Raw genomic sequence first — 26,315 nt, 5'->3', positions numbered from 1 at the left:
GACGCTGATCAGGTCAAATGGTTATCCCAGCGCAGTGGTAAGTCAGCTAGCGTGGTCAGTTCTCCGTTGGTATCGAGCTGACACACTTGGCCATTGCCGCTGGTGACCAGATAGCCTCCTCGTCCATCACAACGCGCACCGGCAGCATCTTCCAGCTCAGGGCTGGCCAACAACTCTCCGCTATTGCGTTGGATCAACACGATGCGTCCACCTCGGGGTGCGGTGATCAATGCTGTTGGTGCCTTGTGACTGACGGCAATGCTGGCAGTGTAGGATGCCAGTGAGGTCTGCACAGTCTCCGGCAGACTGACCTCATCGAACTCGCCATTGGTAGAGCGGCGCGCGATCAGCGGATGCTGCGTTTCCCATGCCGGCCCCTGGAACTGATAGCCGGCGATGATCTCGCCCTCGGGGCCAATATCCAGGTGCCGACAGCTGAGCTGGTGATGAGAAGGGCGGTGGCGTTCGACAACTTCGCCGCTGTGACGATCAACCAGCAGCAGTGCCGGGTCCATATCGTCCAGATTGAGTTTGATACGCCCCATATCGGGATGAGTCCTGATCCCGCCAAGGGCTACGGTGAGGGTCTTGCCGTCGGGCATCAACGCAATCTCGTGAGGTCCGATGCCTGCCAGTTCAAAATCCTGGTGCCACGCATAATCCGCCTCGGCGTCATGGACGCGAATCAGTCCCATGGCATCGTCGATGCGGTTGGCGGTGACGTATAGCCAGCGGCCGCTGGGTTCGAAGACACCGTGTCCGTAATAGTGATAACCCTCTCCGGCCTCGATCACATGCAGTGGCTGGCGCTGACGCGGGTCAATGACATGCATTTGTGTGCCAGGGCGGCGCGCAAACAGTACCGTCTGTGGGTGGCCTGGACGCAGGCAGCCGCCATGGCAGCGCTCCGCGACCGGCAACAGGAAGTGATCACTGGCATCGTGGCGCACTCCGGCGAGGAAGTGCTGACCATCGCCGTTGTCGACGGCACTGAAGAACCATTGCCGCAGGTCGGGGGCGCTTGTTGCGTCGAGCCCGGCCATGGCGCGCAGCGGCAGCGCCAGGCTACTTGTTGCAAGACTGCCGAGGCCGAGCTTGAGCAACATGCGTCGTTGTCGATCCGTGCTGGCTGTTCGAAGTGTGCGCATCGTTCAATCGCCATCGCTGGAGTTGAAGCCGCGGACCACACCGAGGCTGGCAGCGATCTGTTGATTGAGCAGTTCACGCAGTTGGGCGACTTCGAGATAGAGCGTCGCCAGCCTGGCACGTGATACGTCATCCTCGAGGCCGCTGGCGATGCCGCTACTCTGACTTTGTGCCTCGTCGATAGTGTCAGCAAGCTGTGCCTCGAAAGCATCCGCCAGTGCCGATTGTTGCCGGGATTCAAGCCATTGGCGCAGTCCGGGCGCGAATCCCTGCTGAAGACCTTGCAGGCTGCCGCTGATCAGCGCCACGGAAGCGTCGCTGCGCCAGGCTTCGGCGAGATAGTGATTGGCTGAGGATCCCATCATGCCGAGGGGTGCGCCGAGACGCTTGTCTTCCATGGTATCGAGCAGTTGCATGGCGCCATGTAGCGTGGCAGCGGTGTAGCTATCGGTGGCGAGATAGTGTTCGCCGAAGGACTCCCAGTCCTCGGCAAGCACGCTGCTGGTGTCAGCAATATGGCCACTGATGGCCTGCAGCAACGAGCAGGGCTGTGCGGCCGACAGGTCGATGTCACTCATTGCCTCGTCGTAGAGCAGGTATTCCAGTGCCGGGAACCCCTGCTCTGCGACTCCAGCAGCGTCGATATCGTTCTGGGTAACAAGCGGTGACGTTTGACGCAAGTGGGTGGCCATACGGCTGCCAACCAGATTCTTGCGGTCGGGCCAGAACTGCAATTGCCATGCGCGGCTATCGATCTCGATCGGGCCAAAATCGACCAGTCGTACTGCCTGCCAGGCTTGATAGGCGTCCAACCAGCGGTGGTCGAGCCGGGTGCGGCTTTGCTCATCGGGCGATGTACAGTAGTCCACGCTGGCTTGCTGGAGGCTTGAGCTACGGTCGGCCAACTCTATATAGCGCTGCGCGATATCGGAGTGCCAGCGTTGACGCACTTCCTGATCGTCATCTTTCGATTCGGCCTGGGTCGATGCGGCAACAGTCAACAGAATGCCAAGGGTCAATGGTGTCATGGCGCGACAGCGAATCAGCTTCATAGTGACTCCAGAAAACGAATCAAGGCAGTGCGTTGCGCCTCAGGCAGTTCTCGATAGTGAGTGGTTGCGGCTTCGGCTTCTCCAGCGTGCCAGAGAATTGCTTCTTCCAGACTACGAGCGCGGCCATCATGCAGGAATCCGGCCAGTGGATTGATCTGTTGTGCCAGACCTATGCCCCATAGTGGGGGCGTCCGCCACTCCGTCCCTGTCGCCTGAAACTCCGGGCGGTGGTCGGCGAGTGGCTCGCCCATGTCATGCAGTAACAGGTCGCTATAGGGCCAGATGGTCTGAGCGGCGAGCTCGGGGCGTTCGCTGGACTCGGCAGTCGTCATGCGCGGTCGATGGCAGGCGGCACAACCGATATCGCTGAAGGTACGGGCCCCTTGCTGTACCTCAGGTTCGTCCATTGAACGACGTTGAGGTACAGCAAGGCTTCCAGCATAGAAGGTGATGAAAGCGGCGATCTTGTCGCTGACTTCTGGGCTACCGCCGTTGGTAAACTCACCGCAAGCCTGGTCTGGCATGCAATCTGTCTTCGGCACCAATGTTGACGTCAGGCCCATGTCGCCAGCGAAGGCATGCAGACTCTGTTGTTCAATAGTTGGCTCTCCGGCCTTCCAGCCGAAGCGGCCGAGGACGGTACTTTCGCTGCGGAGATCCCAGACCCGGTTGGCGCGCCCGGAAATGCCGTCACCATCCTCGTCGTTCGGGTCGGCCCAGGCCAGGATCTGATCCTCGGTTACAACTTCGAGCAGGCCCAGACCGATCATCGGCGGAGCGACTCTGGGAGATGTCAGCAAGTCGTCGGGCAACTCCCCATAGGCGGGGTTGTCGATGCGATACTCAGGAACACGTAGCTCGACGAAGGTACCATCATTGAGTTCGACTTCTCGAGGGTGGTAGCTGAGCTGCATGTCGGCTTCCGGGCTGGCGCCAGGAATGGCGGCGGTCTGCAACTGCCGACCATAGTCGGGAACCGGAACAGTGCCGGTGTGTTCGATGATTGCAGCGTCCTTTTCACCGGCGGGCAGTGACAGACGCAGGAACAGGGAAATCGATCTTTCATCCCCGGCTGGAGGATTGCCGCGCCCATCCTTGAGGTGGCATCCCTGGCAACTATTGGTATTGAACAGCGGTCCCAGGCCATCACGCGCATCGGTGCTGGCGGGGGCTACCACCCAGGGATTGCGGAAGAAGCTGTTGCCGACACTGAAGTCGAGGCGATCGCTCATCGGCAGGTTGCGCAACGGTAGCGAATAGGCATTGTGATCGAATTGCAAGACCGAGCCATCGCCGCCGGTCATGGGCGTCGTCTGGAAGTCGCTGGTCTGAGCATTCGCTGCAACAAGTGGAGAGACCGCCAGTATCGTGGCGAGGCTGGTGGCCAGGTATCTAGTGGAATCCGTGGTGGAAGCGCCGGGCATGTGAATTCAGTGACTCCATACGAGACAAGCGCCGCACGTCGGAAAGACGTGCGGCTCGATCAAGCATCGGTTATCGGGCAGAGACTGACTGTCCTGGCTCTCTCTGTTCCGCAAGGCTGGGCCCGATTCAGAAGGCAAGGCTGGGCCCGATTCAGAAGGTGTGGCCTGCATCATCCGACTGCAGAGAGTTGACGCCCAATTCTGCTGCGGCCTTTTCGATGGAACCGGTCTGAGTCACCAGTGCGAGGATGGCGTTGTCGACCAGCTGTGCACCTTCTGCATTGTCCGGCGCGATCATCATGTCGAAAGTCATTGGTGATTCGTCGTCTTCGGCCCTGGCTTTCAGGTCACCCAGCGCAGCCATGGACGCCTCAAGTTCACCGTCGAGTCTTGCGGCGAGATCGGCATCCTGTTGGCTGAGCAGGGCTTCCAGCGACGGACCGTCGAAGTTGCTGCCATCGCTACGCTGGTAGTGGCCGGTGTAGACGTTCTGAATGCCTTGTCCATTATAGAAGTGAGAGTTATGCGTGTTGTCGCTGAAGCAATCATGCTCGTCTTCCCAGGAATTGGCTTCCAGCGCGACTTTCATACGTTCGCCGGCCAGCTCGCCCAGCGATAGCGAGCCCATGCCGAACAGCATCCGTCGCAGGCCTTCCTCGGCAGGTAAGGCCAGCAGTTCGGAGCGATAGTTCTCTTCGGCAATCGGAGCCCACTGATTGACCATCCAGTCAAGGTCGTTGATCAGCAGTTCACTGGCCGCGGCGAGGTAGGCACGACGGCGGTCGCAGTGATCGTTGGTGCAGGCTTCACCTGTCATGAAGTCGGTTGCCGCGCGCTCGCCAGCGCCAGGCTCATAGCCATGTAGGTCCTGCCCCCAGAGCAGGAATTCGATGGCGTGATAGCCAGTGGCAACGTTGGCCTCCGAACCGCCGATCTCGTTGAGGCTGGCGAGCAGTTCCGGCGTGATCTCGCTGACATCGACTTCTTCGCCACCTATGGTGATCGATGATGAGCCGATGATGTTGGCGGTGGCGCCGGCATTGCCTAGTTCATGCTGGTAGTTGTCGGTCTCGACGTAGTCGATCAGACCTTCATCCAGCGGCCAGGCATTGAGCTGGCCTTCCCAGTCATCGACGACGGGGTTGCCAAAACGGAAGACTTCGCTTTGCTGGTAGGCGACTCGAGCATCACGCCATGCCTTGCGCGCTGAGGCCAGGGTTTCCGGGGTGGGTGACGCGAGTAGGGCGTCGATTGACGAACCAAGCGTACTGGCGGTTTTCAGCGCATCGGTATAAACGGTGTGGGCGAGGTCTGCATAGTGAGTCACGACCTGCTCGGAGGTGACATCCTCGGCCATCGCGGAGAAGGGAATGGCCAGAGCGCCGACCGCAATGGCAAGCGCCAGCGGGTGACGAGAAGGTCGGTGGGACATGGTGGAGCCCTCGCTTGTTTGTGGTGTTGTTGTGAAGACGCTGAGAGGGTAGCTACAAAGTGCCTGTACTTGGCAATACTGCACTTGGCAAAACTGCACTTGGCAATACGGTGTTGAGCGAAGCGAGTCAATCAGTCTCAAAATGCTCATTTACGCTGTGTAAACTGCGCTTTTTGCTCAATTTCGCCTTGTCTTGCTTTCGCTCGCCGGTTCTGTAAACACCCTCTGACGTGGATCAGCGCCAGACCTCTGCGTATTTCTGGCGAGAGCCCTGCGTGGCTCTCGGCCATGTAACCCATCGCGCCAGTGATCAACGGCAACTATCCGGTGAATTCAGCTTCAATGGCATCTGTAAGTAATAGTAACGAGATTGAGTCTCATTGCAAATAAAGAATAAAGGACAGATGGAAGGGGCAGAGAGTAGAAGAAAGACGAAAGACGGAAGAGGGATCGGGCAGGACCGTTGGCGGAGTCAGGCAATGGAAACCCTGTGCCTGACTCCCGGTACTTGAAACCGACAGCGTTCCTAGCGTGGTGAGAAACGGCGATTGATACCGGTCTCGGCGATCATGCGAGTGGAGATCTCTTCGACCGAGAAGCGGGTGGTATCAATAAAGGGAATATGCAGTTTGCGGTACATCGCTTCGGCCTGTGCGACTTCCTGCATGCACTGATCGATGGAGCTGTAGCGGCTGTTGGGGCGACGTTCGTGGCGAATGGCAGACAACCGACGTGGGTCGATGGTCAGGCCGAAAAGTTTATGACGCTGTCGGGCCAGTACGGCGGGCAGTTTCAGTGAGCCGTTCTCGTCCTGGTCATCTTCCGTCAATGGGTAGTTGGCGGCGCGCACACCAAACTGCAGCGCCAGGTACAGCGATGTTGGCGTCTTTCCGCAGCGGGATACGCCGACCAGAATGACATCTGCCTTGTCGTACTGATGAGTGCGTGCGCCATCATCGTTGTCGAGAGCGAAGTGTACCGAATGGATACGGTCCATATAGGCATCATCGCTGGCAATGGCATGAGTGCGTCCGACACTGTAGGAGGAGTGGGTATCCAGCTCGCGCTCCAACGGCTCGAGAAAGGTCGAGAAGATATCGACCTTGAAGCCCGGTGCCGCACGTATCACGTCACGAATGCGTTCGTCGACGATGGTATCGATGATGATGGGTTGAACGCCGTCACGGATTGCCGTCGCCTCGATGATACTGACCAGCGAACGAGCCTTCTCGATGGTATCGATATAGGGCTTGGTCAGCTTGCGGATTTCTACATTCTCGAACTGTGCGAGCAGACTCCGGCCGAGGCTTTCCGCCGTGATACCTGTGCCGTCGGAGATGAAAAAGGCGGTACGAATCATGTCTGGGCCCTGGTGATGAATCCCTGCATTGTGTCTGGCTGCCAGCATATCGACAAGCTCTTGTAAGTCAGTGCCAGACAGTGCTGTAGAGGTTCGAGCATAGCAATCACGCGGGTTTGATTCGGCATAGTGCCGCGTAGCACGAACAGCATGACTACATAAAAGGTCATAAATCGATGGCTGTTGTAAAAATCCTCCAGTGACTTCGCTGTTAGACTAATGGCGAACATGGTCTCTCGCTGATAGAGTCGCCAGCATCCATTCTTGACGACGCAACAATCCATTCTCGGCGCAACTATCCGTTCTCGGCGCAGCTATCCGTTTTCGGCGCAACAACATTGGTGAGGCGTCGGCCTCCAGGGGGATTACGTGGAAAAGTACATTGTGTGGTTCGATAAGCTTGGCATGAACGATGTTGAGCGTGTTGGGGGCAAGAATGCCTCGCTGGGCGAAATGATCTCCAACCTGGCGGGCGCTGGTGTTACCGTGCCTGGCGGATTCGCTACCACGGCAGATGCCTACCGTGAATTTCTCTCCCATCAAGGATTGAATGAGCGCATCAACACGGAGCTGGCGCGTCTGGATGTCGATGATGTTGCCGCTCTTGCTGAAGCTGGTGCGAAGATTCGACAGTGGGTGATCGACACGCCACTGCCGCCAGCTTTCGAGGCTGCGCTGGGTGAGGCTTATGAGCACATGGTCAGCCAGCATCCGAACCTCAAGGTAGCGGTACGCAGCTCGGCAACGGCCGAGGATCTGCCGGATGCTTCCTTCGCTGGTCAGCAAGAGACCTTCCTTAACATCGAAGGCTACGACAACATCAAACGCGCGGTACATGAAGTCTTCGCGTCCCTGTTCAACGACCGCGCGATCTCCTATCGCGTACACCGCGGCTACGCCCACGAGAATGTTGCGCTGTCCGCTGGCGTCCAGAAAATGGTGCGCTCCGAGACCGGAGCCAGTGGTGTGATGTTTACCCTGGATACCGAGTCAGGTTTCCGTGATGCGGTATTCGTGACGTCGTCCTGGGGTCTTGGCGAGACGGTGGTGCAAGGAGCGGTCAACCCTGACGAGTTCTACGTTCACAAGACAACGCTGGCGGCTGGTCGTCCGGCAGTGCTGCGCCGTAATCTTGGCTCCAAGCTGATCAAGATGGTCTATACCGATGACGCCAGTGCGGGCCGCTCTGTGGCCACCGTCGATGTGCCTCTCGCGGATCGCATGCGTTTCAGTATCAACGATGATCAGATCATGGCGCTGGCGCGTCAGGCGGTGATCATCGAGCAGCATTACGATCGTCCGATGGACATCGAGTGGGCGCTGGATGGCGATGACAATCAGTTGTACATCGTGCAGGCACGTCCCGAGACAGTGGTTTCCCAGCAGGAAGGTGGTTCGCTGGAGCGCTTCCAGCTCAAGGAGAAGGGACGTACTCTGGTCACCGGCCGTGCGATCGGCCAGCGTATCGGGCGTGGTACCGTCAAGGTGGTCATGTCGCCGGACCAGATGGACAAGGTTCAGGCTGGAGACGTACTGGTCACCGATATGACCGATCCCGACTGGGAACCGATCATGAAGCGTGCCTCGGCGATCGTCACCAATCGCGGTGGTCGGACCTGTCACGCGGCGATCATCGCTCGTGAGCTCGGTATCCCGGCGGTTGTCGGCTGTGGCGATGCCACCGCCGCTCTGGAGGAGGGCCGCGATGTTACCGTGTCCTGCGCCGAGGGCGATACCGGTCACGTCTATGATGGCCTGCTGGAGTTCGACCGTAATGTCACCAGCGTGGACGCCATGCCGGACATTCCGTTCAAGATCATGATGAACGTGGGTAACCCGGATCGCGCCTTCAGTTTCGCCTCATTGCCCAATGCCGGTGTTGGTCTGGCTCGCCTCGAGTTCATCATCAATCGCATGATTGGTGTTCACCCCAAGGCACTGTTGGACTACGAAACACTGCCCACCGAACTGCAACAGACCATCGATGTACGCACCGCGGGCTATACCGATCCAGTCAGCTTCTACGTCGACAAGCTGGTTGAGGGTATCTCGACGCTGGCAGCGGCATTCTATCCGCAGCGTGTCATCGTGCGTATGTCAGACTTCAAGTCCAACGAGTACGAGAACCTGATCGGCGGCAAGCTTTACGAGCCGGGGGAAGAGAACCCGATGCTCGGCTTCCGTGGCGCCTCGCGTTATATCTCGGAAAGCTTCCGTCCCTGCTTCGAGCTCGAGTGCCGAGCGTTGAAGCGCGTACGTGATGAGATGGGGCTGGATAACGTCGAACTGATGGTGCCGTTCGTACGTACTCTGGAAGAAGCCAGTGAGGTTGTTGATCTGCTGGCCGCCAACGGACTCAAGCGCGATCCTGCCGATCCGCAGGGGCTCAAGGTCATCATGATGTGTGAACTACCGGCCAACGCACTGCTGGCCGATGAGTTCCTCGAGTATTTCGATGGTTTCTCGATTGGTTCCAACGATCTGACTCAGTTGACTCTGGGCCTGGATCGCGACTCGGGAATCGTTGCGCACCTGTTCGATGAGCGTAACCCTGCGGTCAAGAAGCTGTTGGCCATGGCCATTCAGGCTTGTCGTGCCAGAGGCAAGTACATCGGCATCTGTGGTCAAGGACCTTCGGATCACCCTGAACTGGCCAAGTGGCTGATGGAGCAGGGCATCGATTCGGTGTCGCTCAACCCGGACGCGGTGCTTGAAACCTGGTTTATGCTGGCGGGTGAGACCCTGGCCTGAACTTGCCTTTGCCACTGATGTTTCACCAACGCCGCGGCCATACCGCGGCGTTGGTGTTTATAGTGATTTACTCTGCATGTGATCCATTGGTTATGTGTTGTCGCCAGGTGAAGACAGTCGTGCAAATGCCAGGGAGGATGGTGCACCAGGGCTTGCGAGGAGCAGTAAATCGGTAAACTGAGGGCAGGAAATTGCAGGAGGATCCTGTCATGAAAGAACTGAATCTCAAGACTCCGCGAAGCGTTGTACTGGCTGCCCTGATGGCGGCATCACTGGCTGTGGTATCCGGCGCTGCTTTTGCTGACGATGACTGGGATGATCGCAAACATCGTCACCATCACCATGATCGCGACGATGATTATGAGGACGCGCGTGAGGACTACCTGGAAGCACGGGAGGAGTACCGCGAGGCTCAGCGGGACTACCAGCAAGCGCGGCGTGACCGTGAGCGGTATCGCTATGACCGTCGCTACCAGGATGCACAACGTGACTGGCAGCGCTACGATGATGGTCGAGGCATCAGTACCGATCAGCTGGTCAATGAGGTAGTTCGCGAACTGCTTCGCTGATCATGAATAGCATCCTGTATCTGGATAGCGCCCAATAGGTAGACAAGGTTCGTCCGGAGGCAATGCATGAACGGATTGAAGCAGGGAGGTAATCGAATGTTTGCGAATAACAGACGAAATTCGACTGGTCGTCGTGTACGGGCATGGAAGCCCGCATTGCTGGCGCTGACCCTGGCAATGTTCAGTGCTTCGGTGGTTGCCGGAAATGGTAACGGCAACGCCCAGGGGCATGGCAACAGCGGTCACGGCAATGGACAGGGCAAGGGGCCTGACCATGTTCAGAATCAGGCACCGGGTCAGGCACATGGTGGTGGCAATCGTCACCAGGGCGATAATTACCAGGGCAATGATTACCGGGACCATGACCGCGACGATTATCGTGACCATGATCGAGACCATCATGATCATGATCGCGATATCAATATCAATCTGGCTCATGATGATATTCGCGATATCTTTCATGACCATCGTGACTGGGTAGATGGGCCGAGAGAGGCGTTGCCGCCGGGAATTCGTCAGAATCTCGCGCGTGGCAAGCCATTGCCCCCGGGAATCGCCAAGCGGGTCGATAGCCGTTTCTACGATGTCCTGCCACGTCATGATGGCTACGAATGGTGGGTCGCGGGAACGACGGCCATTCTGGTCAACGCAACCAACAACATCATTGAAGAGGTCGTCGAGGATGTCTTCTACTGAACGGTAGGTCTTCGATCAGTTTGCTGAGCCGATGATTGTCAACGGCTCAGGGTGGTTGTCAGCACAATCAGGGCTCCCCAACAGCGCTGGGAATTGGCACCATGTCGTCAATTACACCGTTGGGGAGCATTGATGGCCTACATGCTGGTCATGGGCAGTGTACTGCTGTCCGTTGTTGTCTGCCTGGGATGGGCGAGCTGGGCGCTGGGGCGCTGGTGTTTGACGCGCCTGAGCCCACCTCAATCCTCGTCGCGAAAAGCGCCATCGCGCAAGACTCCGACCCCCAAGCCACGTCAGTCCGCAGCTCGCAGGAAGCAGACGGCGACGCCAGCGTCCCGTTCGACTCGACGCAAGGAGCCTTCGGAGCCTGCACCACCAGGCGGGCTCACTCATCTGTTGGCATCCTGTCGAGCGGCTCTGCCGTTGGGGCTGCTCATCCTGTTTCTATACGGCGGTGCGCGGTTGGCAGAAGTTGGTATGCAGTCGAGCCACAAGGCGGTGCCGGATAGCTATCACCAGGCCGTGTGGGTACTGGGCTGGGCTGCCTTGGGAATACTGTTGCTGGCTGTCGTCGCGTTGTTGGCCACCTGGCGTATCGCACGCTTCGAGTCACGTCAGTAATCTCGCTGTTCTCACGTCTGCTGGGTGTTCTATGCTGTGATGACCGGTGGCGCCTCAGGTGTTGCGAGGCGTCGATAACAATAGATTGGGTATCGCAGTTCAAGGCAGGGATGACCTTGAGTTTCCAGAATCCCGGGTGACTTCTGGGCTGCGAAAGACCCGAGAATGTCACACAAGGAGTGGTGATGAATCCTGCATCCCCCTGTCGATATCAGCCATTGCCCCGCGCCATCAAGCAGGGCTCCATCCTGATCGGTTGTCTGGCGCTGGGAATCTCCAGTGCCCTGGCAGCCGACTTCCAGTACACCCGGCCGGCAATTTCCCCGGAAGGCAGCTCCGGTTTTGCGGAGAAGCCAGGGTGGTCGACGTCGACGTTCGCGGTGGCGGCAGCCAACCCGTTGGCTACCGATGCCGGTTATCAGGTTCTCAAGGCGGGCGGTTCCGCGATTGACGCTGCGATCGCTGTGCAAATGGTATTGACGCTGGTTGAGCCACAGTCCAGTGGCATTGGCGGTGGCGCATTCCTGATGTTGTATGATGGCGAGCAGGTCCATGCCTATGACGGGCGCGAGAAAGCGCCGAGTGCCGTTGACGAGAAGCTGTTCCTCGACGCGGATGGCGAGCCTCTGGATTTCATGAAGGCTGTCGAGAGTGGGCGCTCGGTAGGCGTCCCCGGCACTGTCCGTATGCTTGAATTGGCGCATGAGGCGCACGGCAAGCTGCCCTGGAAGGATCTATTTCAGCCAGCCATCAGCCTCGCTGAAGAGGGCTTTGCGGTGAGCCCGCGCCTTCATCAGAGCATCGCCTCGACCCCTTCATTGGCCGAAGACTCGATTGCCGCGGAGTTCTATTTCGATTCCGACGGGCAGCCGTTGGCGGAAGGCGCCGTATTGAAGAACCCTGCTCTGGCCGAGATTCTGACGCGCATCAGTGACAAGGGGAGTTCGGCGTTGCATACCGGGTCCATCGCCGAGGAACTGGTCTCACGAGTGCAGCAGCACCCTGAGATGCCCGGTAAGCTGAGCCTGGAGGATCTTGCCGGTTATACCGCGGAAGACCGTGAGCCACTGTGCAACGACTGGCTGGAGTATGAGGTCTGTGGCTTCCCGCCGCCTTCCTCAGGACATCTGACCGTGATGCAGATTCTCGGCATGATGGCAGCTCGACCTGACATCGAGACGGCCATCCATGACGGTGTGCCGACGGTGGAGTGGTTGCACCCCTTCCTTGAAGCCTCACGATTGGCCTTTGCTGACCGGGGACGGTACATCGGTGATCCGGGTTTCGTCGAACCCCCAGGCGGCGACTGGAATACCATGCTGGCACCAGACTACCTCTCCAGCAGAGCTGAATTGATCGGTGATACCAGCATGGGCAGCGGCGCAGCAGAGCCGGGGAATCCCGGCCCGCTGATGACCAGTTGGGCGAGTCAGCCCGAGCAGCCAGAGCACGGTACCAGTCATATCAGCATCATCGATGCTGATGGGCAGGCGATTGCCATGACCACGACTATCGAGCAAGGCTTCGGTTCACGCATCATGGCCAACGGTGGAACCGATCTGGCGGGCGGCTATCTGCTGAACAACGAGTTGACCGATTTTTCCTTTGCTCCCACCGATGAGGACGGCACGCCAATTGCCAACCGGGTTCAGCCGGGCAAGCGGCCGCGTTCGAGCATGAGCCCGACGCTGGTCTTCGATGGCGAAAGTGGTGATCTGGTGGCAAGTCTAGGTTCCCCCGGTGGTGCGGCGATCATTCACTATACGGCCCAGACCATGGATGCGATGTTGAATCGCGACCTGAATGCTCAGGAGGCCCTGAACCTGCCTCATGCAATCACGTTAGGAGATACCGTCTATCTGGAAGAAGGGCGATTCCCCGAGGCGACGGTTCGTGATCTGGAAGGGTTGGGCCATGATGTGGAAACCCGTGAGTTGACCAGTGGTCTTCAGGCATTGCGGGTGACGGAAGATGGATTCTTCGGTGGTGCCGATCCGCGTCGTGAAGGTGTGGTGATGGGCGACTGAGGCGAGAGCCAGTGTTGGATACTGTCGATGCCGCTGCTGGGTAACGCCCAGGGGCGGCATTGTTTCTGGTACCTCGTGTATCACCAGCTTTGGGCATCAATAGCCTTGAACCTCAATCGCTTCAGCATCTCGAGTGCTTAGCCATCTGCCAGCCAATGGCGGAGCTTGAGCAGCAGTAATGCACCATCACCTAGCTGCCGACGCTCATCGAGCAAGGCTGCCAGACGGTCCGGGCGGTCGGTGATGATGCCATCAACCCCCATGTCCAGCAGGCGAGCCATCTGTCCGGGTTGATTGACTGTCCATGCAAACAGTTGGTAATCAGCCTGGTGAGCGCGTTCGACCTCGTTGTGGTCGATCTGGCTGTGACGTAGCCCCAGAGCATCGAAGCGGTCGCGAGGCAGTGCGCTGGGTAGCGACCATTCGGCAAGCAGAATCGATCTTGCTTCGGGCGCGGATCGGTCGATCTCGACCAGTTGTCGATAGGACAGGGTGGCCAGCCAGGAATCCTCGAAGATACGCGGGTTACCACATTGCTCGCGCTGCAGGGCATCCTCGGCAGTGGCGCGACAGGCAACACGCCAGTCGCGTTCGCGATACAGCTCGCTCATCACGGCGTCGAGCAGTCGCTTTTCATCGCCTCTCTCCGGTTTCAATTCGATCACCAGGCTGGCTCGTCCACGCGCAGTCTCGAGTGCCTGCTGCAGGCTGGCGATCGGCTCTCCAGCATAGGCGTGGCTGAAGCCGGTACCGACATCGAGCGCTGCCATGGTTGTCCAGTCGAGGTCGGCAATACGTCGTTCATCCCCGATCAGTCGGTTGAGACTGGCATCATGACTGAGGACCACCACGCCGTCCGCGGACAGGCGCACGTCGATCTCGACGAGGTCCGCGCCATCGTCCAGTGCCTGACGTATCGCTGAGATGCTGTTCTCGGGAGCGGCCCAGGAGCTGCCGCGGTGTGCGATGACCTGGATGTTGTCACGCAGATCCTGTCGATCGATGAACAGGATTGCCTGGGATAGGGCAAAGATCACCACCCCGACTTCTACTGCCCAGGCAAGCCGTCCGGGGTGAGCGTCAGAAGGTGGTGCTGAAGGGCGAGGGCGGCGATGCGCTCGTCGCAGGTACAGGCAGGTAGCAAGTAGCGCGTTGAGCGCGATGACAGCAAAGGCAACAGCCAGCGTTACCAGGGTGACAACACTGACGATCAGCAGCATCACGGCAATCACCAGTGCGTTATTTTCCGGCAAGTGAGTCAGCAGTGGTCCCAACAGGCTACTCAATGCCATGGAGGTCAGGGACGGCAGCAGTAGAATCACTACCAGAGTGGTGAAAACCGCGGTTGCCAGTCGCGGAATATCCTGGCGAGTCAGTTCCATACTACGCTTGAGTGCGACAACGGGAGTGACTCGCTCCAGTACTACACAGGGCAACGCAAGCCACCAGCGGACCAGCAGACGCCCTGCGATGATTAGCCAGGTGCCGACGAGGGGGAGGCTATAGGCGATAAAGTACCAGAATGCCGGTGGCCGGACTCTTCGGACATAGTAAGGGTCGAGTTCGCCGAGCAGGGCGTGATGAAGCTGTGTCACCAGATAGATCATGAGCGTCAGCATCAACAGGTGGCAGGCGACCTGAATCATGGACAGCACCACCAGCCAGGGCAGCCGATGTACTGCCAGCCATAGCGAGACAAAGGCCTGCTGGGCATGGTGGCTACGAGGCGACAGGGTTATCTGCATCATGCAGGCCTGCTGCAGGTACAGCAGACTGAGAATCAGCACGAAGGTGCCATAGACCCACAGCAGTCCCCAGGGGCTCAGCAACAGGTCCAGCGCATCGGCAGAGGTAATCAATGGCTGGCCGACGCGTGATAGCCAGCCGGCCAGTGCCCAGGCCATGGCGGGAATCAACAGGCCCGAAGCAAGCAGCGTAAAGAGAAGATGGCCTGCCAGCAGCGGCCGAAGATGGTCACGCAGACTGGCGAGCACATCCCGAACCAGTGGCATCATGGCAGTAGCGATGTTGTGCACATGATTCTAGATTGGCATCGATGAAGGGGGCGGTAAAGGCACGAGCTCCGAGAAGCTCGTGCTGTAAGCGGTAAGTTATAAGCTGTAAGTAACCCCAGCAGCTCGAGATTCGTTGCTTACGGCCTGGTGACTTACAACTTCAATTCCTGATTGGCGATCAGGATGCCGTTGTTGTCGGCATATAGCCAATGTCCCGGAGAGATGGTGACACCAGCAAAGGTGACCGGGATGTCGCGTGTACCTTCACCACGTTTCTCGCTCCGACGTGGATGTGCACCGAGCGCCTGGATGCCCAGATCAGTTTCGGCGAGGACGTCGACATCCCTGACACAGCCATACATCACCACACCTGCCCAGCCGTGCCCCGCAGCTTGTTCCGCGAGCATATCGCCGAGCATTGCGCAGCGGGTGGAGCCGCCGGCGTCAACGACCAGCACGGCGCCTTCACCGGGTTCTGTTACAGCCTGCTTGACCAGTGAGTTGTCTTCAAAACACTTGATGGTACGCACTGGGCCATGGAATGCCTCGATGCCGCCAAAATTGATGAATATCGGCTCGACGACCTGAACTTCAGGGTAGGTATCACAGATATCGGGAGTAGCGACAGTGAACATGGTGATCTCCAGAAACGGATGAAAACAGATACTGGACGTTCAGTATCTGGTGCTCAGCGGTTTGGGTAAAGCCATGTTGATCGATGAGCGGTTCTTTAGCCCGCATGCATCGTGAGGTGGCTGGCAGTTGTCGCCGGGTACTTGCATGGTCAATGGAGAAACGGGCGGGCTCGCCCTGCTGGTGAGCCCGCCCGTTGCAGAGAGGCGTTCAAGCGCCGTTCAACAACGCTCGAATCGCCCCTGGTTTGTGCGCAGAGCTTGTCAGTCTGCGTTCTTGAGTGATGCCATATCGATGACGAAGCGATACTTGACGTCACCCTTTTCCATGCGCTGCCAGGCTTCGTTGATCTGGTCGATATTGATCACCTCAACATCACAGGTGATGCCATGCTCGGCGCAGAAGTCGAGCACCTCCTGGGTCTCGGGCATACCTCCGATCAGGGAACCGGCCAGTACACGGCGTTTGAAGACCAGGTTGAAGCCTTCTATGGCAGGATCGATGGGCTCGAGCAGGCCGACCAGAATATGTGTTCCGTCATATTTCAGTGCCTGCAGGTAGGGGTTGATATCGTGCTTTACCGGCACGGTATCGAGCATGAAGTCGAATGTCTCGGCAACAGCGGCCATCTGGGCCGCGTCTGTGGACACCACAACATGGTCGGCACCTTGACGTCTGGCCTCTGCGACCTTGGATTCGGAACGGGTGAAGAGGGTGACTTCGGCGCCCAGAGCTCTGGCCAACTTGACCCCGATGTGGCCAAGTCCGCCCATGCCGATAACACCGACCTTGTGGCCCGGCTTGACGCCGTAGTGTTTGAGCGGCGAGTAGGTAGTGATACCTGCGCAAAGCAGAGGAGCGGCTGACTTGAGATCGATGCCATCCGGCATTCGCACCACGAAGCGCTCACTGACCGCTACCTTGTCGGAATATCCGCCCTGGGTCAGCGCTCCGTCGTGTTTGTCGGGGCTGCCATAGGTCATGGTGAAGCCTTCCTGGCAGAATTGCTCCAGCCCATCGTTGCACGCCTGGCAGTGGCGGCAGGAATCGACCATGCAGCCAACGCCAACCAGGTCGCCAACCTTGTGCTGGGAGACCTCGTTCCCCACGGCGGTGACACGACCGACGATCTCGTGGCCAGGCACTACGGGATAGGAAGCCATGCCCCAGTCATCGCGAGCGAAATGCAGATCGCTGTGGCAGACGCCACAGTAGAGGATCTCGATCGAGACATCATCGGGGCGCGGCGCGCGACGCTCAAAATTCCAGGGCTCCAGTGGCGTGGACGAGGAATGTGCTGCGTAACCTCTGGTGGTTGTGCCTGTTGCTTGGGTCATGAACGTGACTCCCGGTGGATGAGAGGAAAACGGTTTGCCATTCTGGTTGATGGCTTCCGTTTCGGCCATGCCCTATCCTGCGCAATGAATGCATGATCCTATGTCAATTCATCACCTCATGCTCATTTCTCGCAGAAATCATGCACAATACGCTGAAAGTGCCGATTGGGTTTATCGGAACTGTACCGGAGGCCACATGCTCGACGACATTCCAACAGCACCAGCGCCAGGCCGTGTTGCTCATGGCTCGATGACATCGGCAGGCAGCAGCCATGGCGATGCGGTCGTCACCCGCCTGGCAGACAGTCTTGCGTCTCTGGTCACGGGGGAGGGGTTTTCCACAACTGCCATCGAGGGGGTGAAACTGATTGCATCACGATGTAGCTGTCCGCGCACTCCCTTGATCTATGAACCCGGGATCTTCGTTATCGTTCAGGGAGACAAGATCGGTTACCTGGAGGACAGAATCATCCACTATGGCCCCGGCAATTACCTGGTTCAGGCGATGCCGCTGCCGTTTGAGTGCGAGACCCTGGCGGCGCCCGATGCACCTTTGCTGGGTATTTCCATTGCCGTGGACCCGCTCAGTCTGAGTGAGTTGGTTCACCATGTGCCGGAGTCGGGTGCCACGGACCAGGGCTCTCCCGAGCCGATGGCGTCAGTCGCACTCGACATGCCTATGGCGGAGGCGATTCAACGGCTGGTGAACTGCCTGCATGACGAGGCCGCCAGTCGTGCACTGGGGGCGGGAAGAGTACGAGAAGTGCTCTACGCAGTGCTGGTCGGTCCGCAAGGGCAATCGCTGCGACAGCTGGTGCAACGCCAGGGCCACTATGCCCGCATTGCCGAGTCGCTGGACTACCTGCATGGCCACTTCGCCGACGCGCTGAGTGTCGAAGCTCTCGCCGAACGTGCCAACATGAGCCCCTCGCACTTTCATCACCACTTCAAACGTACGACTCAGCTATCGCCGGTGCAGTACCTCAAGCGTTTACGCCTGTTGAGGGCGAGAGTCCTGCTTGGTCAAGAGCGTATCAATGTCGCTAGAGCCGCGAGTGAGGTTGGTTACCGCAGCACTTCGCAGTTCAGCCGTGAGTACAAACGTTACTTTGGTGTCAGCCCTTCGCAAGGCTAGACATACGAGACAGCTCGGACAAGAAAACAGACAAAAGAAAAGCGCCCCGGAGGGCGCTTCGTTCATCGGCTCGGGCCTCAAGAGGCCTTTCGATGTTGCGAGCATCGGAGTCGACAGTCAGAGGCTCTTCCGAGCCTCTGCTTTGGTGGCTCAGGCTTCCTGAGCTACCGGTATCACGTTCGAGGCAGTCTTCTGATACTGCTCGATTTCGTGGAAATTCATATAGCGATAGATTTCCCCCGCCATTGCATCGAATTCTCCCATGTAACGGCGGTACTCGTCTACTGTCGGCAGACGACCTTCCACCGCGGCAACGGCAGCCAGCTCTGCAGAGGCGAGGTAGACATCTGCGCCATCCCCGAGACGGTTGGGGAAGTTACGTGTGGAGGTCGATACCACAGTGCTCTTCGCTGCGACACGAGCCTGGTTACCCATGCACAGCGAGCAGCCCGGCATTTCCATGCGAGCACCAGCACGGCCGTAGATACCGTAGTAGCCTTCCTCGGTCAGCTGATGCTGATCCATACGGGTCGGCGGTGCCAGCCACAGACGTGTCTTGAGACTGCCTGCCGGGATCTTCTCGAGCAGCTTGCCGGCGGCACGGAAGTGGCCGATGTTGGTCATGCACGAGCCGATGAACACCTCATCGATGCTCTCGCCCGCGACTTCAGACAACAGACGAGCATCGTCGGGGTCATTGGGTGCGCAGAGTACCGGCTCCTTGACCTCGCTGAGATCGATCTCGATCACTTCGGCATATTCAGCATCGGCGTCCGCACGCATCAGCGACGGGTTGGCCAGCCACTCTTCCATGGCCAGAATACGGCGCTCGATGGTGCGTTTGTCACCGTAGCCGTTGGCAATCATCCACTTGAGCAGCGTGATGTTCGACTTGAGATACTCACTCACCGACTCATCGGAGAGAGTGATGGTGCAGCCGGCAGCGGAGCGCTCAGCACTGGCGTCGGACAGCTCGAAGGCTTGCTCGACGGTCAATTCCTCAAGGCCTTCGATTTCGAGAATACGGCCGGAGAAGGCATTCTTCTTGCCGGATTTCTCGACAGTCAGCAGGCCTTGCTGGATAGCGTAGTAGGGGATGGCATGCACCAGGTCACGCAGCGTGACACCGGGCTGACGCTCACCCTTGAAGCGCACCAGAATCGATTCCGGCATGTCCAGCGGCATGACGCCAGTCGCGGCGGCAAAGGCCACCAGACCAGAGCCGGCCGGGAAGGAGATGCCCATCGGGAAGCGGGTATGAGAATCGCCACCGGTACCTACGGTATCGGGCAGCAACATGCGGTTCAGCCATGAGTGGATGATACCGTCGCCCGGGCGCAGGGAAACGCCACCGCGGTTCATGATGAAGTCGGGCAGGGTGTGGTGAGTTTCCACGTCCACCGGCTTGGGGTAGGCACTGGTGTGGCAGAAGGACTGCATGACCAGGTCGGCCTGGAAGCCGAGGCAGGCCAGATCCTTGAGCTCGTCACGAGTCATCGGGCCGGTAGTATCCTGGGAGCCGACAGTGGTCATCTTCGGCTCGCAGTACATGCCCGGACGCACGCCGTCCATACCGCAGGCCTTGCCGACCATCTTCTGGGCCAGGGTGAAGCCTTTACCGGTATCCTTCGGCTGCTCCGGCTTGCGGAACACATCGGATGCTTCCAGCCCAAGCTCCTCCCGCGCTTTTTCGGTCAGACCGCGACCGATGATCAGCGGGATCCGGCCTCCAGCGCGAACTTCATCAAGAATGACCTGAGTCTTGAGTTCGAAGGTGGAGAGGACTTCGTCGCTATCGTGGCGACAGACCTTGCCCTCGTAAGGGTAGACGTCGATCACGTCGCCCATTTCCATCTTCGCGACATCCATCTCGACAGGCAGGGCGCCAGCGTCTTCCATGGTGTTGAAGAAAATCGGCGCGATCTTGCTGCCGAAGCAGAAGCCGCCAGCTCGCTTGTTGGGGACGTTGGGAATATCGTCACCGAAGAACCACAACACCGAGTTGGTGGCGGATTTGCGCGACGAACCCGTACCGACGACGTCACCGACGTAAGCGACGGGGAAGCCTTTGGCCTTGACCTCTTCGATCTGTGCCAGCGGCCCCTTGGTGCCGGGAACTTCCGGCTCGATGCCTTCACGCTCGTTCTTGAGCATGGCATTGGCATGCAGCGGGATATCCGGGCGTGACCAGGCATCCGGTGCCGGAGACAGGTCGTCGGTGTTGGTTTCACCGGGAACCTTGAAAACCGTCAGCGAGATCTTGTCGGCGAGGGCTGGCTTCGACAGGAACCATTCTGCGTCGGCCCATGATTGGATGACGTCCCTGGCGACGGCATTGCCGGAGCTGGCACGCTCGGCGACATCATGGAAGGCATCGAACATCAGCAGGGTGTGCTTGAGCTGTTCGCCGACTTCTTTCGCGAGGTCGGCATCATCGAGCAGCTCGACGAGAGTGACGATGTTGTAACCGCCCTGCATGGTACCCAGCAGTTTGACGGCGTGGATCCTGTCGATCAGCGGGGACTGCGCCTCGCCTTTGGCGATGGCGGTGAGGAAACCGGCCTTGACGTAGGCGGCCTCATCGACACCCGGCGGCACGCGGTTGGTCAGTAGGTCCAGAATGGCTTCTTCCTCGCCTGCCGGCGGCGCTTTGAGCAGTTCGATCAGCTCGGCAGTCTGTTCTGCATTCAGGGGCTTGGGGGGGACGCCTTCCTGGGCACGCTCTTCGACATGTTGGCGATAGGCTTCAAGCACGTGATGGCCCTCATTGGTTGTTGGTGGTCACGGATGCGGCGCTATGGGATGAGTCATCGACCGCCGTGATGGTCACCGGTGTCAACGGTGCCGAGATTCTAGAATAAATTGTAGACAATGTTAAGCGAGAGCCTTGGCGGAGGGGAAAACAAGGCAAAAAATGCACATGAATATTGGGTTCAGGCATCCTGTTGGGTAATTCGCCAGCAGTAAGGGTGCCTATCCTGGGGGTAGAAGGTACCATTAACGGGTTAATGCATTCGGGAGGGGGCGATGTCACAACGCATCGTATCGCCGTGTGTTGGTCTGTGTTCCACCACGGTGGGGGACAGCGTCTGCCGCGGTTGTCAGCGCCATGATGTCGAGATCCATGACTGGATGACGATGTCGTCCGAGCAGCGAGAGTGCCGGATACAGGAGCTGGACGCCATGCGTGTCGAAGTGGCTACACGCTTCTTGTGTGTTGTTGATGCGCAATGTCTCGAGGATCAGTTGAAGCGCTATCGCGTTCGTTTCCGAGATGCCCAGCCAGCATTGTCACGTGTGGTCGAGTTGCTGCGTGTCGGACGCGATCGTATCCAGGACCTGTCGCGCTACGGTATTGCGCTTGAGCCATCCGCACCCGATGACCCGCAACAACTTTATGTAGCCCTTGGTCAGGCACTGGCGGAAGCTGGTGAACGCCGTCGCCGCGGGGAGCCTGACGCGAGGAGCTGCGAACGTCTGGAAGATGAACGACTGGAAGATAGTGCTATATGACCGCCAGGCAAGATGCCGGCACCGATGCGTTGGTGCCTGTCGAGTTGCTCGACTTTCTCCCTTGTGCCACGCCTGTGGCCTGGGTCGAGTGGGCGCTCGACAACGAAGAGCTGTTGTTGATTGACCATGCTCAATGCGAAAAGAAGGCGGCATCCACGGCGATGAGCCTGATGTACCGCTACGTTGACCAGCACGAGCTGTTGGTGCGCATGTCACAACTGGCGCGCGAGGAAATCCTGCATTTCGAACAAGTCGTCAAGATCATGCGTGAGCGGGGAATCGTGTATCGCCACCTCAGCGCATCTCGCTACGCGGACGGACTGCGTCAACTGGTGAGAACTGAAGATCCGGAGCGGCTGGTCGATATCCTTATTGTCGGTGCACTGATAGAAGCGCGTAGCTGTGAGCGATTTGCATGTTTGATCCCGCACCTGGATTCAGAGCTTGCCAGGTTCTACCGTAGTCTGGTCAAGTCAGAGGGACGGCATTTCGAGGATTACCTGATGCTGGCGCGTCAGTTGTCCGTCAGCGACATTGATGTGCGTATCGAAGAATTCCGAGCGCGCGAGAAGGAACTGGTAACCCAAAAGGATGTTGCCTTTCGTTTTCACAGCGGTGTGCCAGCCTGATAGCCAGTACACCGCCATGCAGGGACATCACCATGAGGGACGCCCTACAAGAAGCCTCCCAGACACTAGACCAGGATTACCTGGCACTCTTTGGGCAATTCTCCCTGACGCTTGGGGACGATGTTGTCAATCAGTTCAGTTACGACAAGGTCAAGGCGCTGTTGGTATATCTGCTGCTCAACCAGCAGCCGGTGAACCGAGCCACCCTGGCCGAGTTGTTATGGCCCGATCAGGGCCTGTCATCAGGCCGGACCAATCTGCGTCATGCCTTGCACTGTCTGCGTCAGTCACTGGGTGATGATGCTGACCGCGTGCTATGCGTGTCGCGCCAGACCATCGCGTTTCGACTGCCTGATGACTGGGGCTTTGATGTTCACGACCTTCAGCGCTTGCTGAGCGGTCCTCAGGATGTCGAGAACCTCGAGCGTATATTGAGTTGCTATCGCGGTGATCTCGTTGAGGAGTTGCAACTTCCATCGTGCCCGGAATTTCAGCGCTTGCTACTCAAGGCACGCAACGAGTGGCGCCAGAAAGTGATTCGTTTTGCGGAAGAAGTGCTAGGCCAGAAGGGCAGTGTGCCTGACGGACTGTTGCATGGGCTGGTCAGTCGTTTTTCCGGCTATGGCCCCTTCCATGAGCGTCTGGTAAGGCAGCTCGCCGAACACGGACAGATGGCTGCAGCGCATGAGCAGTACAACGGTTTTCTGCAGATGCTGGCGCTGTCGGGTCAGCAACCGGAACCGAGTTTTCTGCAACTGGCAGCCCATTGGTCGGATACTCAGCAGGATGCCTCATCGCATTCGCCAAAGGGTGCCTTTTCACGTGCTCTGGCGGTTGACAGTGCGCCACTTGATGAAGAAGAAGTGGAAAGCCGTCAGTTGTCGGTCATGGCGATCCGCCTGCGTCTGTCTGCTGATCTCGGCAGTCGTGCCGAAACACGCGCCACTCTGACCCTCCAGTTCGAGTTGATGCGCTGGTTGGAGCAGCAGTGCCACCACCTCGGCGGTTTCTGGTTGCCCGGTGCCACTGGTGGTCTGGGGCTGGCTTGCTTTGGAACTCACGGACCATCACATCAGTTGGCGGAGCTTGTTGCACTCTATGAGCATTGTCGTCGCCAGATGGCGGATGAGTCCGCACGTCACTGGAGCGGCGAGAGTGAGCTGCCGGAGATTGAGCTGGCCGCCGGTCTCAATAGTGGTCAGGTGGTCTACCTGCCATCTCGTCACCTGGTCGATCCACTCGGACAGGTCACGCAGGGGGCACTTGAGTTGATGAGTGCTGCGGAGGGGAGCGAGTTGGTTATCTCCCAGCAGGCCAGCCAGCATATGCCGCCAGCGCTGGATCTTCAGCCACGGCTGTACTCACGGTTGGTGGCCAGTGACGGCCGTGTGCGGTTGCGGGCCCTGGTGTTGGGGGACAATGAGGGGGGGCGCGAAGCTACGCCGCCAAGCCTGGTTGGGCGAGAGAGTGCGCTACGTACGCTGCGTGATGCCCTGGCGCGAGCGGGCATTGGCCTGCGTCAGAGTGTGTTGGTGAGGGGGCCTTCCGGCCTGGGTAAGTCGGCGCTGCTGGTGGGGTTCCGCCATCTGGAGCAGAGTCGTGACGCCTCGATCTGCTGGCAACCCAACACTCGCTTGTCCGTGCAGGAGCCGTATGGCGTTGCACGTCAGTTATTGCGCTGGCACCTACAGCAGGAAATCACCCGTGAGTCGCTGGCCACTCTGGTCGAGGAGCTGGGACTTGCTCCCCTCCGAGAGGAAGCCTGGCGCTGGTTGGAGGAAGCTCTGGGTGTCGGTAGACCTCATGAGGCATCAGCACTGGCGCAGAGCAGTGAAGCGTCGGAGTTGATCGTCAGCCTGATGCACGGACTGGTCAATGTGCTGGCAGCACGATGCCCGCTGGTGCTGATGATTGACGACCTGCAGTGGGTCGATGAGCCGTCCTTCAAGGTGCTGGCCGGGCTTCAGGCTCGCTTGCCAATCAACTGCCCATTCCTGCTGATCGCCAGTCATCATGGGCGTGAAGCCTTGCCGACTCGTCTGCATTGGGATCAGCAGATCACTCTGGGGCGACTGGATGCCATGCAGTCGTCACGATTGTTGACGGAGCTGGCACGCCGTTACCGTTTGCATCTGTCGCCGCGCTTGCGCGGCCAGATTATCGAGCGCTGTGACGGTGTCCCGCTGTATCTGCAGGAAATCTGTCGCCGCCTGGATATGGATCGCCGTGAGGGGCGTGCCGTACAGTTTGAAGAGCTGCCTCATGGCCTGTTTGGTCTGCTGAGCAGTCGTATCGACCAGCTCGACAGTGACCGAGACGTAGCGCATATTGCCGCTGTGCTTGGCCGGTACTTTCGCTTCGATTTCCTTTCCGAGTGTTGTGGTTGGGAGCAGGGACGGCTCAGTCGTGCATTGGATGCCATGCGCAGACTCGAGATCATCGAGCCGGTGGAAGGCGAGGGCAACATCCGCGAATACCAGTTTACCCACCAACTGCTGCATGAAGCGGCCTATCTATCCTGTCCGCGTGATGTACGGATTGATATTCACCGTCAGGTGGTGTGCCTGATCGAGGAACGCTATCCGGCCTGGATCAGTCGTCATCCCGGGGATTTCGCCATCCATCTACGGCGTAGCGGCCACTACGCCCGAGGTGCTCGCTACTTCGAGCTGGCGGCACGTGAGGCGCTCAAGGTCAGTGCCAATCGTACGGCGTTGAAGATGGCTGACTTTGGCCTTGCCGCGTTGCGGCAGGTGGATGACCAACATGACCGTGAGATCAGCTTGCTCACTGTGCGGGGGCAGGCAGCCTTCGCGTTGGAAGGACATGGCTCGCCAGCCGCCCATGAAAGTTTCGTCAAGGCGCAGGAGTTGCTGCAGGCTTGCGGTATGCAGCTCGAAGATGAGGAAGACCTCGAACAGGCCTTCCTCGTCAAGTGGGGGCTCTGGGTAGGCTGCAGCCAACGCCACGCTCATGCCGATGCCTTCATGCTCGCGTCGCGGCTCGGTGATCTGGCGGCACAACTCGAGGATCCACGCTACCAGAGGTTGGCCGACTACGCCGGTGCCAGCTGTGAATACTGGGCCGGACGTATTCCCCAGGCCTATGATCACCTTGAGGAGCTCGATCCACTCAACACGCCGATGATGATCGAATGGTTGCCGTTCTCCGATCATCCTCAGGTGGCTGCCGCCTGCTTCCATGCCTGGGCACTGTGCCTGCGCGGCAATTACCGCCGTGCCGAGCAGCAGATTGAAGCCGCCATTCGCCTTGCCGAGGAGATCAATCACCCCGGTAGTCTGGCGATGGCACTGATGTATGCGGCGGCTCTGTATCGACAGTTGGGACATGTTCACGAAGCAGCCCATCGTGCTCAACGTACCTTTGATCTGACCGGGTCGTCACACCTGCATCTGTGGCAGGTTTCGTCGCGTGCTGTGCTGGGTTGGCAGCAGGCAATGGCCGGTAATCGAGAAGGGTTGGTGCAGATCGAGGCGGCCTGCGATGAGCTGGCGGAGATCACTGGTGGTGATTCCTATCAACGGCCTAATCTGTGGTATGCCGATGCCTGTGTGGCGTTGGGCGATCTAGAGCGTGTCGAAGACTACCTGGATCAGTGCCTGTTGCTGGCGCGTGAACGTAATAGCCTATTCGTACCGGAGTTGGCGATTCGTCTGGCATCTGTGAGCGACCAATTGGGGCGCAGCCGTGACACAGTGCGCAGTCTGGCGGTACAGGCGCGGGAGGAAGCTCAAAGCGATGGCAATGTTCATCAACAGTTGTGCGCGCTGGAGCTATGGTTGACACGCGTCGCCCCTGACGATGAAGAGGCTCGTGAGCAATTCCGTCAGTTGCAGGCAGGTATATCGCTCAGTGATGCGCCGATGCTGGTGCGCTGGCGCAACCTGCTGGATCGTCGGGTATCGCAGACATCCGATGTGTGAAGCTGTCGCTATCGTGAAGCTGGCGGTCGCC

The 26,315-nt window shown here is 58.8% G+C and carries 18 protein-coding genes; 9 read left to right on the top strand and 9 right to left on the bottom strand.

Annotation, left to right across the window (positions count from 1 at the left end; genetic code table 11):
- Positions 1 to 8: 8 nt before the first annotated feature.
- The 5 genes from AR456_RS11110 to ppsR form a co-directional block, all read right to left on the bottom strand.
- Positions 9 to 1,148: a DUF1513 domain-containing protein gene (locus tag AR456_RS11110; RefSeq protein ID WP_035587773.1), complete on the bottom strand. Its 1,140-nt coding sequence runs from the start codon at positions 1,146 to 1,148 to the stop codon at positions 9 to 11.
- Between the two features lie 3 nt (positions 1,149 to 1,151).
- Complete coding sequence (locus tag AR456_RS11105; RefSeq protein WP_021817319.1) at positions 1,152 to 2,198, bottom strand: imelysin family protein; 1,047 nt, start codon at positions 2,196 to 2,198, stop codon at positions 1,152 to 1,154.
- On the bottom strand, positions 2,195 to 3,622 hold the full coding sequence (locus AR456_RS11100) for a di-heme oxidoreductase family protein (protein WP_021817320.1): 1,428 nt from the start codon (positions 3,620 to 3,622) through the stop codon (positions 2,195 to 2,197). The genes AR456_RS11105 and AR456_RS11100 overlap by 4 nt, the downstream gene beginning before the upstream one ends.
- Positions 3,623 to 3,773: 151 nt before the next feature.
- Entirely contained in the window at positions 3,774 to 5,054 is a 1,281-nt protein-coding gene (locus AR456_RS11095) for an imelysin family protein (protein ID WP_021817321.1), read from the bottom strand.
- Between the two features lie 526 nt (positions 5,055 to 5,580).
- Complete coding sequence (gene ppsR / locus AR456_RS11090; protein ID WP_021817322.1) at positions 5,581 to 6,414, bottom strand: posphoenolpyruvate synthetase regulatory kinase/phosphorylase PpsR; 834 nt, start codon at positions 6,412 to 6,414, stop codon at positions 5,581 to 5,583.
- Between the two features lie 369 nt (positions 6,415 to 6,783).
- Between ppsR and ppsA the strand changes: the two genes are divergently transcribed.
- From ppsA to ggt, 5 genes are all read left to right on the top strand, one after another.
- Positions 6,784 to 9,165: a phosphoenolpyruvate synthase gene (gene ppsA / locus AR456_RS11080; protein WP_021817324.1), complete on the top strand. Its 2,382-nt coding sequence runs from the start codon at positions 6,784 to 6,786 to the stop codon at positions 9,163 to 9,165.
- A 209-nt stretch (positions 9,166 to 9,374) separates the two neighbouring features.
- Entirely contained in the window at positions 9,375 to 9,734 is a 360-nt protein-coding gene (locus tag AR456_RS11075) for a hypothetical protein (RefSeq protein WP_021817325.1), read from the top strand.
- 96 nt (positions 9,735 to 9,830) lie between these two features.
- Entirely contained in the window at positions 9,831 to 10,430 is a 600-nt protein-coding gene (locus AR456_RS11070) for an anti-virulence regulator CigR family protein (protein WP_155829125.1), read from the top strand.
- Positions 10,431 to 10,562: 132 nt separating this feature from the next.
- Positions 10,563 to 11,051: a hypothetical protein gene (locus AR456_RS11065; RefSeq protein WP_021817327.1), complete on the top strand. Its 489-nt coding sequence runs from the start codon at positions 10,563 to 10,565 to the stop codon at positions 11,049 to 11,051.
- A gap of 185 nt (positions 11,052 to 11,236) precedes the next feature.
- A complete protein-coding gene (ggt, locus tag AR456_RS11060; protein WP_021817328.1) occupies positions 11,237 to 13,078 on the top strand; it encodes a gamma-glutamyltransferase in 1,842 nt (613 codons plus the stop codon).
- 137 nt (positions 13,079 to 13,215) lie between these two features.
- Here ggt and AR456_RS11055 read toward each other — a convergent pair whose 3' ends face one another.
- The 3 genes from AR456_RS11055 to AR456_RS11045 form a co-directional block, all read right to left on the bottom strand.
- Positions 13,216 to 15,093: a glycerophosphodiester phosphodiesterase family protein gene (locus AR456_RS11055; RefSeq protein WP_021817329.1), complete on the bottom strand. Its 1,878-nt coding sequence runs from the start codon at positions 15,091 to 15,093 to the stop codon at positions 13,216 to 13,218.
- A 152-nt stretch (positions 15,094 to 15,245) separates the two neighbouring features.
- Positions 15,246 to 15,728 carry a ribonuclease E activity regulator RraA gene (gene rraA / locus AR456_RS11050; protein ID WP_021817330.1) on the bottom strand — a complete coding sequence of 161 codons (483 nt, stop codon included), beginning with the start codon at positions 15,726 to 15,728 and terminating at the stop codon, positions 15,246 to 15,248.
- 261 nt (positions 15,729 to 15,989) lie between these two features.
- The gene (locus AR456_RS11045) at positions 15,990 to 17,063 is read right to left on the bottom strand and encodes an NAD(P)-dependent alcohol dehydrogenase (RefSeq protein WP_031206965.1); all 1,074 of its coding nucleotides are present in this window, start codon (positions 17,061 to 17,063) and stop codon (positions 15,990 to 15,992) included.
- Between the two features lie 196 nt (positions 17,064 to 17,259).
- On the opposite strand from AR456_RS11045, the gene AR456_RS11040 reads away from it, so the two are divergent.
- Positions 17,260 to 18,198 carry an AraC family transcriptional regulator gene (locus AR456_RS11040; protein WP_021817332.1) on the top strand — a complete coding sequence of 313 codons (939 nt, stop codon included), beginning with the start codon at positions 17,260 to 17,262 and terminating at the stop codon, positions 18,196 to 18,198.
- 150 nt (positions 18,199 to 18,348) lie between these two features.
- Here the strand turns inward: AR456_RS11040 and acnB are convergent, their stop codons facing one another.
- Complete coding sequence (gene acnB, locus AR456_RS11035; RefSeq protein ID WP_021817333.1) at positions 18,349 to 20,952, bottom strand: bifunctional aconitate hydratase 2/2-methylisocitrate dehydratase; 2,604 nt, start codon at positions 20,950 to 20,952, stop codon at positions 18,349 to 18,351.
- Between the two features lie 273 nt (positions 20,953 to 21,225).
- On the opposite strand from acnB, the gene AR456_RS11030 reads away from it, so the two are divergent.
- From AR456_RS11030 to AR456_RS11020, 3 genes are read left to right on the top strand one after another with little or no spacing between them, the layout of a single operon-like run.
- Positions 21,226 to 21,711, top strand: a complete 486-nt coding sequence (locus AR456_RS11030) for a DUF1289 domain-containing protein (RefSeq protein ID WP_021817334.1) — start codon at positions 21,226 to 21,228, stop codon at positions 21,709 to 21,711.
- Positions 21,708 to 22,340 (top strand): MiaE family protein, encoded by a 633-nt coding sequence (locus AR456_RS11025; protein WP_021817335.1) that lies wholly within the window; start codon positions 21,708 to 21,710, stop codon positions 22,338 to 22,340. The genes AR456_RS11030 and AR456_RS11025 overlap by 4 nt, the downstream gene beginning before the upstream one ends.
- A gap of 32 nt (positions 22,341 to 22,372) precedes the next feature.
- Entirely contained in the window at positions 22,373 to 26,284 is a 3,912-nt protein-coding gene (locus AR456_RS11020) for an ATP-binding protein (RefSeq protein WP_021817336.1), read from the top strand.
- Positions 26,285 to 26,315 lie beyond the last annotated feature (31 nt).

The sequence above is a fragment of the Halomonas huangheensis genome (assembly GCF_001431725.1).
In the GTDB taxonomy this organism is placed as follows: domain Bacteria; phylum Pseudomonadota; class Gammaproteobacteria; order Pseudomonadales; family Halomonadaceae; genus Halomonas; species Halomonas huangheensis.
The sequence above is the reverse complement of the archived record's forward strand: the minus strand, read 5'-3'. Positions and strand labels throughout refer to the sequence as shown.

Coding starts and splice junctions, on each gene's coding strand:
- AR456_RS11105 (WP_021817319.1), bottom strand. CDS start 2,198: ATGAAGCTGATTCGCTGTCGCGCCATGACACCATTGACCCTTGGCATT.
- AR456_RS11025 (WP_021817335.1), top strand. CDS start 21,708: ATGACCGCCAGGCAAGATGCCGGCACCGATGCGTTGGTGCCTGTCGAG.
- AR456_RS11055 (WP_021817329.1), bottom strand. CDS start 15,093: ATGATGCCACTGGTTCGGGATGTGCTCGCCAGTCTGCGTGACCATCTT.
- AR456_RS11020 (WP_021817336.1), top strand. CDS start 22,373: ATGAGGGACGCCCTACAAGAAGCCTCCCAGACACTAGACCAGGATTAC.
- AR456_RS11070 (WP_155829125.1), top strand. CDS start 9,831: ATGTTTGCGAATAACAGACGAAATTCGACTGGTCGTCGTGTACGGGCA.
- AR456_RS11075 (WP_021817325.1), top strand. CDS start 9,375: ATGAAAGAACTGAATCTCAAGACTCCGCGAAGCGTTGTACTGGCTGCC.
- ggt (WP_021817328.1), top strand. CDS start 11,237: ATGAATCCTGCATCCCCCTGTCGATATCAGCCATTGCCCCGCGCCATC.
- ppsR (WP_021817322.1), bottom strand. CDS start 6,414: ATGATTCGTACCGCCTTTTTCATCTCCGACGGCACAGGTATCACGGCG.
- AR456_RS11065 (WP_021817327.1), top strand. CDS start 10,563: ATGGCCTACATGCTGGTCATGGGCAGTGTACTGCTGTCCGTTGTTGTC.
- AR456_RS11045 (WP_031206965.1), bottom strand. CDS start 17,063: ATGACCCAAGCAACAGGCACAACCACCAGAGGTTACGCAGCACATTCC.
- AR456_RS11095 (WP_021817321.1), bottom strand. CDS start 5,054: ATGTCCCACCGACCTTCTCGTCACCCGCTGGCGCTTGCCATTGCGGTC.
- AR456_RS11030 (WP_021817334.1), top strand. CDS start 21,226: ATGTCACAACGCATCGTATCGCCGTGTGTTGGTCTGTGTTCCACCACG.
- AR456_RS11100 (WP_021817320.1), bottom strand. CDS start 3,622: ATGCCCGGCGCTTCCACCACGGATTCCACTAGATACCTGGCCACCAGC.
- AR456_RS11040 (WP_021817332.1), top strand. CDS start 17,260: ATGCTCGACGACATTCCAACAGCACCAGCGCCAGGCCGTGTTGCTCAT.
- rraA (WP_021817330.1), bottom strand. CDS start 15,728: ATGTTCACTGTCGCTACTCCCGATATCTGTGATACCTACCCTGAAGTT.
- AR456_RS11110 (WP_035587773.1), bottom strand. CDS start 1,148: ATGCGCACACTTCGAACAGCCAGCACGGATCGACAACGACGCATGTTG.